Annotated in this window: 11 protein-coding genes; 3 read left to right on the top strand and 8 right to left on the bottom strand. The window is 57.5% G+C overall.

The features are described 5' to 3' along the window. Positions 1–291 precede the first annotated feature (291 nt). From BLV81_RS02000 to BLV81_RS01990, 3 genes are read left to right on the top strand one after another with little or no spacing between them, the layout of a single operon-like run. Positions 292–1,434, top strand: coding sequence for a saccharopine dehydrogenase family protein (locus BLV81_RS02000; protein ID WP_092351897.1), 1,143 nt, complete (start codon positions 292–294; stop codon positions 1,432–1,434). Then, positions 1,431–1,799, top strand: a complete 369-nt coding sequence (locus tag BLV81_RS01995) for a DoxX-like family protein (RefSeq protein WP_092351895.1) — start codon at positions 1,431–1,433, stop codon at positions 1,797–1,799. Before BLV81_RS02000 ends, BLV81_RS01995 begins: the two co-directional genes overlap by 4 nt. Then, on the top strand, positions 1,796–2,263 hold the full coding sequence (locus tag BLV81_RS01990; protein ID WP_092351893.1) for a DUF2269 family protein: 468 nt from the start codon (positions 1,796–1,798) through the stop codon (positions 2,261–2,263). The genes BLV81_RS01995 and BLV81_RS01990 overlap by 4 nt, the downstream gene beginning before the upstream one ends. Here the strand turns inward: BLV81_RS01990 and BLV81_RS01985 are convergent. The 8 genes from BLV81_RS01985 to BLV81_RS01950 all read right to left on the bottom strand — a co-directional run bounded on the left by BLV81_RS01985 (position 2,233) and on the right by BLV81_RS01950 (position 11,892). After that, a complete protein-coding gene (locus tag BLV81_RS01985; RefSeq protein ID WP_092351891.1) occupies positions 2,233–3,750 on the bottom strand; it encodes an efflux transporter outer membrane subunit in 1,518 nt (505 codons plus the stop codon). The genes BLV81_RS01990 and BLV81_RS01985 overlap by 31 nt on opposite strands. A 10-nt stretch (positions 3,751–3,760) precedes the next feature. Further along, positions 3,761–4,903, bottom strand: a complete 1,143-nt coding sequence (locus BLV81_RS01980) for an ABC transporter permease (RefSeq protein ID WP_092351889.1) — start codon at positions 4,901–4,903, stop codon at positions 3,761–3,763. Next, positions 4,900–5,895, bottom strand: coding sequence for an ABC transporter ATP-binding protein (locus BLV81_RS01975; RefSeq protein ID WP_092351887.1), 996 nt, complete (start codon positions 5,893–5,895; stop codon positions 4,900–4,902). Before BLV81_RS01975 ends, BLV81_RS01980 begins: the two co-directional genes overlap by 4 nt. Beyond that, positions 5,892–6,872, bottom strand: a complete 981-nt coding sequence (locus BLV81_RS01970; protein ID WP_092352327.1) for an HlyD family secretion protein — start codon at positions 6,870–6,872, stop codon at positions 5,892–5,894. The genes BLV81_RS01975 and BLV81_RS01970 overlap by 4 nt, the downstream gene beginning before the upstream one ends. Before the next feature lie 21 nt (positions 6,873–6,893). Further along, positions 6,894–7,568, bottom strand: a complete 675-nt coding sequence (locus BLV81_RS01965) for a TetR/AcrR family transcriptional regulator (RefSeq protein ID WP_092351885.1) — start codon at positions 7,566–7,568, stop codon at positions 6,894–6,896. A 210-nt stretch (positions 7,569–7,778) separates the two neighbouring features. Next, positions 7,779–9,743 (bottom strand): SPFH domain-containing protein, encoded by a 1,965-nt coding sequence (locus tag BLV81_RS01960; RefSeq protein ID WP_176992707.1) that lies wholly within the window; start codon positions 9,741–9,743, stop codon positions 7,779–7,781. A 117-nt stretch (positions 9,744–9,860) separates the two neighbouring features. Continuing rightward, complete coding sequence (locus BLV81_RS01955) at positions 9,861–10,985, bottom strand: heavy metal-binding domain-containing protein (RefSeq protein ID WP_092351883.1); 1,125 nt, start codon at positions 10,983–10,985, stop codon at positions 9,861–9,863. Between the two features lie 340 nt (positions 10,986–11,325). After that, a complete protein-coding gene (locus BLV81_RS01950) occupies positions 11,326–11,892 on the bottom strand; it encodes a hypothetical protein (RefSeq protein ID WP_092351881.1) in 567 nt (188 codons plus the stop codon). Between the last annotated feature and the right edge of the window lie 11 nt (positions 11,893–11,903).

Genomic DNA, 11,903 nt, shown 5'->3' with positions numbered 1-11,903 from the left:
CGGCACCCAAGCGGCTGGACCTGCCAACTGGCGTTATGCGGGTTCCCGGTAGCCATCGCCGACATCGTGCTGGCACAGCTGCTGTCGCGCTTCATGCAGGCAGGTGCGCCGATGGTTCAGGCGAGCAACCGCAGCGTCGGATGCTGTCCGCTATTGACAATCGTAGCTCCTACGCGACTCCGATAGCAGTAGGAGCCACTGCCGGATGTTTGCGAACCAATGTAATAGCAACCAAGCCAATCAATGTAACTTTATAATCGCATGAACAAGATTACAGGTTGAGGAAATCGATTGAAAACAGTCGTGCTAGGCGGATATGGAAATTTTGGAGCACGTATTTGCCGTGCACTGGCTGATTCTCCCGATATTGATCTGGTCATTGCCGGTAGAGATGCAAGCCGGGCTGCTCATCTTGCTGCCGAGTTGGGGAATCGTACGAAATCCATGCATCTCGATTTGGCCCGGGACAATTTAGCGAAAACCTTACGCAGCGCTGGCGCCGAGCTTGTCATTCATACAGCAGGGCCGTTTCAACAGCAGGGTTACGCCGTTCCATTGGCCGTGGCCGCAGCCAACGCCCACTATATCGATCTGGCAGACGGCAGGAGATTCGTTTGCGACTTTCCGCAAACCTTAGATGCTGCCTTCCGCCAGAGCGGACGAATCGCTATCACTGGCGCCAGCACGGTACCGGCTCTTTCATCCGCGGTCGTCGACCATCTTTCCCATAGCTGGCAAAACCTGGAATCCGTAGATATTTGCATAGCCCCAGCCCAGACAGCGCCGCGCGGCATAGCCACTCTTGCCGGGGTGCTCAATTATTGTGGCGCGCCGATTCAGGTCTGGCAGGATGCGAATTGGGTCACTCAATACGGCTGGGCCAATCCGGCGCACATAGAATTTGCGCGCCTTAGTCCGCGCATTGGCGCTTTGTGCGACATTCCGGATCTGGAACTATTCCCTGTCCACTACAAAAATGTACGTTCCGTCATGTTCCGTGCCGCGCTGGAAATTGGGCTAAGTCAGCGGGCGCTTTCAACGCTGGCTTGGCTGCGTAAGACAGGTTTTGTCAGCCGTCCGGAACGATTGGCAAGGTTACTCAACGCCACTGCAAAAGGACTCGACTTCCTTGGATCATCGCTCGGTGGCATGGTTGTCCGAGTACAAGGCATAGATGCCGGTGGTTCGCGAGTTCGCCGTGCCTGGCACATTGCTGCAGACGACGATTTTGGGCCGGAAATTCCTTGCATGGCAGCGATTCTGTTGGCGCGACGCCTGGCTCGAAAGGAAATATTGGAAGTGGGCGCCTATACCAGCATGGGATGGTTGAACTTGCGAGACTTTGAACCTGAGTTTTCGAAATGGAACATGGTGACCGACGTCATTGATGAGAGCGACAATCCTGGCAAGCCTTGCTTAGTGGCGGCGACATGAAATCACCTGACCTGCGCTTGATGCGTATAGTGCTGGCGACTATTTGGTTAGTGACGGGAGTGCTCAGTCTTTATACCAAACAAGATGGCTTAAGCCTGCTTAGTCGAGTCGGCTTGTATGGGCATACCGCCCTTTTCGCTCTTTATCTGGCGGCGGCACTGGATATTTTACTTGGTCTGTTTAGCGTAATTAGGTATGGAAAACTACTGTGGATGATTCAGGCTTGCCTGATCATTGTTTACTCCGTCACTATTTCTATCTGGCTTCCTGAATACCTGCTGCATCCATTCGGCCCGATACTCAAAAATCTGCCTATATTATTAATGCTATGGCTACTATATAAGAGTGAAAATCAAACACCATGAATATTTATTTGATGCTGAAGTGGACGCACATCATGTCCAGTGTTCTGCTGGTTGGAACAGGCTTTGGCAGCGCGTTCTATCTTTATTTTATACATCGCACTCGTAACCCGGCCGCGATTGCGGAAGTTATTCGGTTGGTTGTACGTGCTGATTTCTGGTTCACCACACCGGCGATTTTCATTCAGCCGCTGACCGGCTACGCCATGCTCTCTTTATCTGGCTATCCAATCACACAAAATTGGGTGCTATGGACTTTTTTCCTGTACGCATTGGCAGGAGCCTGCTGGCTACCGGTTGTCTGGTTGCAGATACAAATGTCAAAAATAGCTGCTGTTTCGGTCCAAGACAATACGCAACTTCCCGCACATTACTGGCAATATGCGCGCTATTGGGAATGGCTTGGATATCCTGCATTCATGGCTATGCTGGTGATTTACGGCTTAATGGTATTCAAACCGACCTGATCTGATGCATTCCACCAACCGCCACCCAATGCCTGCAGCAATGCGGCCGTATCGCTAAAACGCGCCGCTTGCGCAAGCGTCCGATCCAGATCGGTTTGCATCCGTTGGCGCTGAGCGTCCAGCAAACTGAGATGACTGACGCCGCCGGCCTGATACTGGTCCTGCGTGATCGCCAGGCTGTCCGCGGCGCTCTCGGCTGCCTGCGTCCTCGCCTGCAAGGCCCGGGCGTCGTTTTCCAAGGCCCGCAAGGTATCCGCCACCTGCTGCAGCGCCTGCAATACTGTCTGCTGGTAAGCTGCAGCGGCGGCATCGTAGGCGGCAAGCGCCGAGCGTTTTTTCGCGCGCAGTTCGCCGCCATGGAACAAGGGTTGCATCAATTTGATGCCGATGCTCCAGACGTTCAAGCTATTGGCAATATCGGAGATATGCGTCTGCTGCGCGCCCACGCTGCCGGATAAGGTCAGTTGCGGATAGAGATTGGCCGTGGCCAGCCCGACCTGCGCACTGGCTTGATGCAGCGTCGCCTCTGCCGCCCGGATGTCGGGACGCTGGCGCGCCAGCGCTGACGGCAGGCTCAGGGGCACGGTAGCCGGCAGCGTCAGCGTATTCAAATCCAATGGCTGCAAATCGACCTGGGCCGGCGCTTTCCCCAGGTAAACCGCCAGCTGATGGCTGACCTGGGCCAGCTGCTGTTTGAGGGACGGCAACGCGGCTTCGCTCTGCGCCACCAATGTGCGCTGGTTTTTCAGATCCCTCTGGGCGATGCCGCCTGCGGCAAACCGTTGCGCCATGATGTCGAGCTGCCGGCGCTGCAGCTGCAGCATTTGCTCGCTACTGACAATCTGGGCACGCAGCGCGGCTTGTCTGATGGCCGCCGTCACGACGTTGGCTGCCAGCGTCAATCGCACCGCTTGCAGCTCATCCGCCTGATTCTGCACTTGCGCCTGCAAACCTTCCAGCATGCGGGTATTGGCGCCGAAAACATCTACGGTGTAGGACACGTTAATCGCTGCGTTGTACAGCGTAAACGGCCCGGTCTGCGGTACGTTCGGAATACCGAGCGCCGCAGCATTGATCTGCTGGCGCGTGTTACCCAGCTGCAGGTCGGCTTGCGGATAACGACTGGCGCCGGTTTGCCCGCTCAGAGTTTCGCCGGCCTGGCGCAAGGTGGCTTTGGCTTGCGCCATCAAGGGACTGTTGGCAAGCGCCTCGCGTACCAGCGCATCCAGCTGCGGCGAGTGAAACAGCGTCCACCATTGCGCCGGGATATCCATGGCAGGATCAAACCGCTGGGCGGCGCCGCCCGCGCCTGTGCTTGCTACGGTCGCCGTGACCTGCACGCCCGATGTGTACTGCTGCACAGCAGGCGCTGCAGGCGCGTGGAAATCCGGACCGGCCGCACAGGCGCTCAGCAAACCAGCGCTGGCCGCCAATAGCCAAAGCAGCCAAAGCCGCTTCCTGCGAACGCGAATCAAATGGTGTCTCATCACGATGTCCTCAATCCAGCGTACGGCGATAAAAGCGCAGCGCGATTCCCATCACGATCAGCGTGAAGAGCATCAGCGGCCAGACATTGGGCCAGAGATCGATCCAGCCGTCGCCTTTCAGCAGAATGCCGCGTATCAGCCGGTTGAAATACGTCAGCGGCAGCAGGTTGCCGATGAACTGCGCCCATTTCGGCATGCCTTGAAATGGAAACATGAAACCCGACAACAGGATGTTAGGCAGGAAATAGAACATCGTCAGCTGCATGGCCTGCAGTTGATTCTGCGCGATCGACGACAGCGTAATGCCGACGGTCAGGCTGGCCGCAATAAACAGCAGCGCCGCCAGATAGATGGCAAGCACGCTGCCGGCAAACGGCACATGAAACATGAACCGCGCGCCGAGCAGGATGATGCTGGCCTGGATCAGGCCGATGGCGATATACGGCATGATCTTGCCGGTCATGACCTCAATCGGCGATACCGGCGTCGCCAGCAGGTTTTCCATGGTGCCGCGCTCGCGTTCGCGGGTCATCGACAAACCGGTCATCATCACCATCGTCATCGACAAGATGACGCCCATCAAGCCCGGCACGACGTTGTACTGAGTGATGCCTTCCGGGTTGTACAAGCGCTGGACCTGCACATCGAAAGCCGGCTTGCCGCCGTTGAATTTTGCCAGCGCGCCTTGCAAATCCTTGTTTGCCACCGATTGCACCAGTTGCGGCAAGGCCGCCAGCGCCATGCCGGTGGCGGTAGGATCGGTGGCGTCGGCCTCCACCAGCAGCGCCGGCCGTTCGCCGCGCAGCAGCTTGCGGGTAAAACCGGCCGGAATATTCAGGACGAACAGCACTTTCCCCTGCGCCAGCGCGGTGCGGCCGGCGGCCTCGTTCGGCAGTTCGGCGACGACATCGAAATAGTCGGACGCCTTCATGGCGGCGATGAAGGTGCGCGTGAATTCGCTGTGATCGGCGCCGATGATGGCGGTCGGCATGTGTTTCGGATCGCTGTTGATGGCAAAGCCGAACAGCAGCATCTGCATGATGGGGATCACCGTGATCATGCGCACCGTGACGCGATCGCGCATCAGTTGCAGGAACTCCTTGAGGACGATGCTCCACCAACGCGAGAGAGATAGACCCGAAAACCGGTTCATGGCTGGTCTCCGAAATCATCGGCCGAGCGGTTCATCATGTAGATGAAGACATCTTCCAGGCTGGTGTCGATCAGCTCCATGCGCAGATCCCGTCCCTGGATCATCCGGCGCAGGGTCTTTTCCAGCAGCGCGGCGTCTGTGCCGCATACATGCAGGGAGGTGCCGAACACCACCAACTGATCTACCCCGGGCTGGTCATGCAGTTGCAGGGACAAGCCGACCAACTGGTTATCGTGCATATCGCCGTTGCGGCTGTTATAGATTGCCCAGGTGGTCAAGCCCTGCCCGGCCACCACTTCGGCAGCCGTGCCTTGCACCAGCAACTTGCCGTAGGCCAGATACGCCAGCTTGTGGCAACGTTCGGCCTCGTCCATGTAATGGGTGCTGACCAGGACGCTGATGCCCTCCGCCGCCAGCCGGTGCAGCTCCTCCCAGAAATCGCGCCGCGCCGCCGGATCGACACCGGCGGTCGGTTCGTCCAGCAACAGCAGTTGCGGCTTATGCAGCATGCTGGCGGCCAGCGCCAGCCGCTGTTTCCAGCCGCCGGACAGGGAGCCGGCCAGCTGCTTGGCGCGGCTGCTCAGCCCGAGTTTTTCCAGGCTCTGATCGACCACTTCCTTGCGGTTTTTCATCTCGTAGATGCGAGCCACAAAATCCAGGTTCTCGCGGATGCTGAGATCGTCCCAATAAGAGAATTTCTGCGTCATGTAGCCGACCCGCCGCTTGATCTGGTCGCTTTGCTTGATGATATCGAAGCCGAGGCAGGTGCCGTGGCCCGAATCGGGCGTCAGCAAGCCGCACATCATGCGGATCGAGGTAGTCTTGCCGCTGCCGTTAGGTCCGAGGAAGCCGAAGATCTCGCCGCGCCGCACCTGGAGCGAGAGATCCCTCACCACATGCTTGCTGCCGAAGTGTTTGTTGATACGATCGACGTCCACCACCAGGTCGCCGTCGGCGTCGGCATTGTCCGCGCTGGCGCTGCTCGCCGTCATGGCAATCTCACTTCGACCGGTTGCCCCGGGTGCAGCTTGAGCGCATCAGCCGGCGCCGGACGCGCCTCTATCATATAGACCAGTTTGGCGCGCGACTGATTGCTGTAAATGATGGGCGGGTTATATTCCGATTCGGTCGAGATGTAGGAAATCTGCGCCGCCACCTTGGCCTGGCAGCCGTCGCAGCTGAGGGTCACGGCCTGGTTCAGCTTGAGCCGGCCAAGCGTGGTCTCCGGTACGAAGAAGCGGATTTTCACATTTTCCGGCGGCAGCATGCGCAGCACCGGATTGCCGGCCGCCACCCATTCGCCTTCGCGATACATGGTGTCGAACACCAGGCCGCTACGGGTTGCGGTTACGGTCTTTTGCGCCAGCTTCCAGTCGGCTTGCTCCAGCACCGCCTGCGCCGCTGCAACCTGCGCCTGTTGCGCGCGGATCTGAGCGTCGCGGCCAGGCAAACGATCCACCGTCAACTGGCTTTGCCACTGCTTGGCCTGTGCCGCCGCAGTCTCGGCTGCGGCGCGTGAATCGTCGAGTTGCTGCTTAGCGATGCCGCCGGCCTGGAACTGGACCTGATCGCGGCTGAGCTGGAGCGCAGCCTTGGCGGCGGCGGCCCGGGCTTGCGCCAGCTGTGCCCGCGTAACCTCTTGCTCCTGCGGCCGTTTGCCGCTCTGGATATCCGCCAGCTGTGCCTGGGCGGCATTCAACTGGCGTTGCGCCTGGCTCTGGGCAGCGATTTCATCGCCCGATTCCAGCATGAACAATTGTTCGCCTGACGCCACCTGCTGCCCGCGCCGGACCGACAGGCGATCGAGACGGCCGGCTTGCGACGAGGCGACATATACATATTCACCTTCCACGTAGCCCTGCCAATCGTTGTCGTTGCTCGGCGTGCACCCTGCCAACGTCAGGTAGCACAGAGCTGCGATCACAAAGATTGAAGATCGCTGCAGACGCTTGCCAAGGCTATGCGACATAGACATGGGATTTTTCCTCGCTTATCCGTCGTTACGCGTAATCGCCGGCAGCGCCAGCCCGTGCAGCAGCAGCGCCTTGATGTGTCGCCTCAGAATTTCCTTGTCCAGCAGCGCCGCCTTGTTCAAGGACGGCAGCAAGGGCTTGTTCTTCAAGGTGCGCGCCATCGCCAGCGGCAACATGGTCAAGCCGAGCACCGAGATAAAGATCAGGTTCGGCTCCAGTCCCGGATTGATCGTTCCCGCTTGCTGGCTGCGCCGGCAGTTCTCCGTGAACAAGGCAAGTTTGGCCAAGGGCACCCGCTGCACCATGCGTTCTCGCAATTCGCCGCCATCGCTCAGGACTTCGCGCACCCACAAGGCCGGCATCCACGGCATGGTTTCGGTGGTGGCTATCATGCGCTCGACGATGCCCAAGATCATCTGTTCGGGAGACTCGCCGCCCGTGATCGGATCCCAGATGCTGTTGACGAACAGGCAGACCCGCTCGTCCACCACGGCCTCGATCAATTGGTCGCGGTTATTGAAGTAGTAATGCACCATGGCCGAGGTAACGCCGGCCTGGCGCGCCACCGCCGCCACGGTGGTCGCCGCGATTCCTTGCGACGAGAACAATAGCGTGGCGGTATCGAGTAGTTTTTCGCGGGTGTCCTGGTCTGAGGCTACGGGACGTCCGCGCGCTGGTATTGGTCGGCTCATGCAATTTATATTAATCAATTCATTAATTAATTACAAGGAAGGATGTGTAACGCAGAGACTCAGGACATACCTGATAAGCCACATTAAAAATGCGACCTATCAGTTTGATTTAAAACTATATTTTAAAACCATCATAGGTAGATTACCGTCATGAATCATGAAAACTCATGAAAACGGCAGTACCGCCCCGGCAAGTTCATCCGACATCAATCATGCGCGCGGCGCCTCATCGTGCTTCAGCGACTGCGCCAGTTCACCGGCTTTAAGCGATCCCATCAGCGACAGCAAGGTATTGAATGCATTGGTATCGCCACCCCCGCCCATCTGGATCTGCGGCACCAACGGTACCTTGGACGTCTCGAACGCTTCAGCCAGGCGCAGCATCACGGTCTGCATCAGCTGTTTATCGGCGCCCTCTCCCTGCAACGCTTCCGACTTGGCCTTGATCGCCGAAGCTTCGGCTTCGCCCACCGACTTGATCGCAGATGCGCGGCCGGAGCCTTCCATTTCCTGTTTGAATTTTTCCGCATGCGCCAACGCCTCGATCTCCTGACGCTTCTTTTCAGCCGCTTTCACATTCGCAGCCCCCTGGTTTTCCTTGATCGAGATATCCACCAGCGATCCGGTCAGCTCCTTCTGCTTGGCGGCGCGCTGCTCTGCCTCGTTCAGCTCGCGCTCCTTGTCGGCGGCGATCTGCTTTTGCGCGAATGTCTCGACCTGTTCCCGCGCAATCTGGCGATCACGCAGCTGCGCCATGATGTTTTCGATCTTGGTGTCGCCCGCTTGCGGCTTGGGGGTACCGATCAGCACTTCCTGGAATTCCAGCGAATAGGCCTGGAAGCGCTCTTTCATGTCGGCCGACGCATTGGTCTGTAACTCGCTGCGTGACTGGATCAGTTCGATGAAGGTCTTGGTCTGCGAGACATTCTTGAAATACGAAGAAACCATGGGGTCCAGCGTTTGCTCGACCAGTTGCGCCACGTTGCCGAAACGCTGCACCACCATCGGCGCCTTGCGGTAGTCAATATGCACCACCACCGACAGCGGCAATTGCGGCTCGAAGGCGTCCTTGGTGATCAGGGTGATTTCGCGCAGGTTGTTGTCGAAACTGGAACCGCTCTCGCCGGATTTCCACATCAGAACGAAGTTGGTGGTAGGAACCAGCTCGATTTTGCCGGCATATGTATTGAACGCATACTTGCCCGGCATGAGCGGATCGCGCCATACACCGCGGCAACCGCTCTCGACCAGTTCGCCGTGGCTGTATTCCTTGCCCGACAAATCAGAACCTTTACGGCCGGTATAGGAAACAACTACCCCCACATAACCCACTGGAATGATGGTTTTCTTGATCAGCTCGACCGTTGCGAACAGACGATTAATGTAATACGTGCCTTCCACCAGCACGCGCTCCTGGCGGCCGCGCAAGCCGCTGGCAGCCAGGAATTTTTCCGGTTCCTGGAACGAGTTGTGGCTATCGCCGACGTCCGGCGCCAGCAATTCGTCCTTAGGCAAGCCGGGGCCGTCCTGCACCGTCACGATGGCGAGTTGATCCGAATCATGCGTGCCGGCTACTTCTTTGAGCACAACAGGAGTAAAGCCGCTGCGCTCGTCCAGCACACCGCGCATCTGCTCGTAATAAGCCTTTTCCTTGGCGTCCAGCGACAATGAATAGGTCGCCTCTTCCGTCATCACGACAAACAGGGCCGGATTGATGATGTGCGTGCCTTCACGCAGGATCTTGCGTTGCGGTCCTTTCTGGCCGCCGCCTTCAAGGAAAGACCGCACGTCGCGGAAATCTTCCACCTTGGCATTGTCGGCCAAGGTCTGCCCCGCAGGCAGATCGATGCCATCGCGCGCAAAAACATAGCCGATCTTGCCCTGCGTGACAGAAACCATGGGATGGATGTGTACCCGGAACTGGAAAGGCGCAAAGAAATGAAAGCCGCCGCGCCGCAGGTCGGGTTGCAGACCGGCCTCGCCGTGCAAGGCCAGCAAGCCGGCTTTCACCGATCCGCTGGAGCTCCACAACTTCTCGACGACGCCTATCCTGTCATTGGGAATGTAGCGGATGATCCCAGATACGGAAAAAAACACCGCAAGCAAGATAGCAACTGTAACCAGAATAATAAGCGCCATGGGAAACCAGCCCAGGCTTGATAATAGATTAGACATATCGTTTCTTTCTTATTTTTGAACGACTATTTTCCCTGCCGGCGAGCATCCGCCAGCCTTCCTGCTACAGGGAGGGTGGCCAAATTACATTGGCATTACCCTCCGAAATCGGACAACTCAGGGCTTTCCGCTGCGATCCAGCGAAAAACCGAAATCGCCTTCAATCCAGGTGTCCTTGTCGCGAATAATCGCCTGCGCCGGAAGCGCAGCGGTCTTGACCGAAAGACCTTGCATTTTTTTGACCGCGGTACCGATCGCCATGAACTCGACCAGTCCGCTGCCAATTTCAGCGATATAGGTCTTTACACCGACGACTTCCTCGGCGCCGAGCGCATCGGCTTCGCTTTTCAAACGCTCGATAGCAATCTCACGCGCATCATGAATCAGTGTAGTCAGATCGCTGATCTCGCCTTTGGTGAAGGATTTGAACGCGGCCATAAAGCCGCCCACCACGCCCAGCGAGTAGATCGAAGTCGACATCAGCAGCTTGACCGGCGCGTAGCCGAGGCTTGTCATTGCCCACAGCTCTTCCCCGGTAAGATCGCTGGTGACTGGAGTGCCGTCCGCGCTGGCCGGAAGCGCGCTGTGCCGCGACGCCGTGCCGGCCATCAGCATCTCATGCGTCCCCATCCACGGCAGGATGGTGGTGCGGATGCCGACCACGGCGTTGGCGCCGTCAGCCTTGGCCTGGCTCACCAGCCGTTCCAGCGCTTTGTGGCGAGTCGTGTTGAAGATATTGCTGTACTCGGAGATTTCACCGCGCACCAGGGTTTTCAGCGACCCCATGATGCCGCCGCCGACGCCCATGGAATAAGCGATGTTGCCGAACGCATGCTGGATCGGCTCATAGCCGGCGTCCATATGGCAATACAGTTCCTGCGCATCGCCGGCCGTGGTGAAGAAACGGCTGGACGCATCGCGCGCATGGACACATGAACCGACAAACAGGAACTCCGTGCTGCCGCTGAACGACCGCAGCTCGCTGGACACCCCCGCCACACCCGAAGCGCCGCGCTGCACAGCTTCCTTGCGCATGCGTTCAAATGCATTCGCACGGCCTTCATGGATCGCCGCGGTCACTTGCGTGATCTCGCCGCCGAGCATGTTTTTCAGACCGGCGCCGATCCCGCCAAGGAAACCCATCGAATTGACGCTGTTGCCGACGACGATTTCACCCGCCGAGTAATTCTTTAAAGCCAGGCAAAAAATTTCATTTCCGGATAAACCCGTTACTTTAGCCATACGCCTTCCTTTTTATCGACAATAAATATCCAATGGACCAGCCTGAACATCCAGGCAGATGGGCCTGGGGACAAATTGATTCTGGACCTTAAAATGGAAGGCTGCTACTGATTTCGAGCAACGGTTGCTCGAATGTTTCTTCAGTCGTAGTGGAGTGAATTACTGATATTCAGGCTGGATATTTCAGTTTTTGGAAGCAGATGCAGAGAGATGCTGTTCTATCAGACAGATTCAATCCGATACACGTCCAGATCGTTCAATTTGAATGCAGGACGTGTATCGTCGATCGTAGATGACGTGAAATTTCCTCGTGCAGGAGACTCCAGATATGCGCTGCCAATCAGCTGCAGTGTTCCGCCTTGGATGCCGGAACCGGCTGCAAAATCACGCCATCCGCAGTGCTTTGCAGTTCGTTCAGGATCGGCACGCACATACCGTCTTTGATATCCAGCGATATCTCGTAGTCCTTTCCTGCTTCGGGCACGAAAGTGCCCGCGATGGTTTTGCAGTAGCCGTACCTGACGCCCGGATTGCTTTGGAAATCCAGTTTCAGGGTCAATGGCTGATCCGCTGCGATTTTGTATTCGCGGAAAAAAGCTTTTGAAAAGAGCCCGTTCCGGGCAGACGGCTTGCCGCTGTTTGGTGTTTCCGGCATGCCGATGCTGGTATTGGAAGCGGTTCCCAGGAAAGACGAAAACGCATCGCCGATACCACCTGAGACGGTCACGCTTTCGCCGCCGTAACAGGCGCTGTTTGGGTAGTACTTCACTCCCATGCCGTTTTGGCCGAACAAACGGATTCTTGCGGTGTCGCTTTTCGGATCATCTTGCTTCCCAGCTGCCGACTCTTCAGCATGGGAAAAAGTTGAGCAAACGGCTAACATGACGACAATAAAGCTTATACGCATTATCTTTCCCT

Source organism: Collimonas sp. OK242, from assembly GCF_900107095.1.
Lineage (GTDB): Bacteria > Pseudomonadota > Gammaproteobacteria > Burkholderiales > Burkholderiaceae_D > Collimonas.
Note: the sequence above shows the minus strand (reverse complement) of the source record. Positions and strands in the feature narration are given on the sequence as shown.

What these genes read in the sequence shown, in the direction of transcription:
- BLV81_RS01980 (WP_092351889.1), bottom strand. Translation starts at nt 4,903, where the DNA reads ATGAACCGGTTTTCGGGTCTATCTCTCTCGCGTTGGTGGAGCATCGTC.
- BLV81_RS01995 (WP_092351895.1), top strand. Translation starts at nt 1,431, where the DNA reads ATGAAATCACCTGACCTGCGCTTGATGCGTATAGTGCTGGCGACTATT.
- BLV81_RS01960 (WP_176992707.1), bottom strand. Translation starts at nt 9,743, where the DNA reads ATGTCTAATCTATTATCAAGCCTGGGCTGGTTTCCCATGGCGCTTATT.
- BLV81_RS01955 (WP_092351883.1), bottom strand. Translation starts at nt 10,985, where the DNA reads ATGGCTAAAGTAACGGGTTTATCCGGAAATGAAATTTTTTGCCTGGCT.
- BLV81_RS01975 (WP_092351887.1), bottom strand. Translation starts at nt 5,895, where the DNA reads ATGACGGCGAGCAGCGCCAGCGCGGACAATGCCGACGCCGACGGCGAC.
- BLV81_RS01970 (WP_092352327.1), bottom strand. Translation starts at nt 6,872, where the DNA reads ATGTCGCATAGCCTTGGCAAGCGTCTGCAGCGATCTTCAATCTTTGTG.
- BLV81_RS01965 (WP_092351885.1), bottom strand. Translation starts at nt 7,568, where the DNA reads ATGAGCCGACCAATACCAGCGCGCGGACGTCCCGTAGCCTCAGACCAG.
- BLV81_RS01990 (WP_092351893.1), top strand. Translation starts at nt 1,796, where the DNA reads ATGAATATTTATTTGATGCTGAAGTGGACGCACATCATGTCCAGTGTT.
- BLV81_RS01985 (WP_092351891.1), bottom strand. Translation starts at nt 3,750, where the DNA reads ATGAGACACCATTTGATTCGCGTTCGCAGGAAGCGGCTTTGGCTGCTT.
- BLV81_RS01950 (WP_092351881.1), bottom strand. Translation starts at nt 11,892, where the DNA reads ATGCGTATAAGCTTTATTGTCGTCATGTTAGCCGTTTGCTCAACTTTT.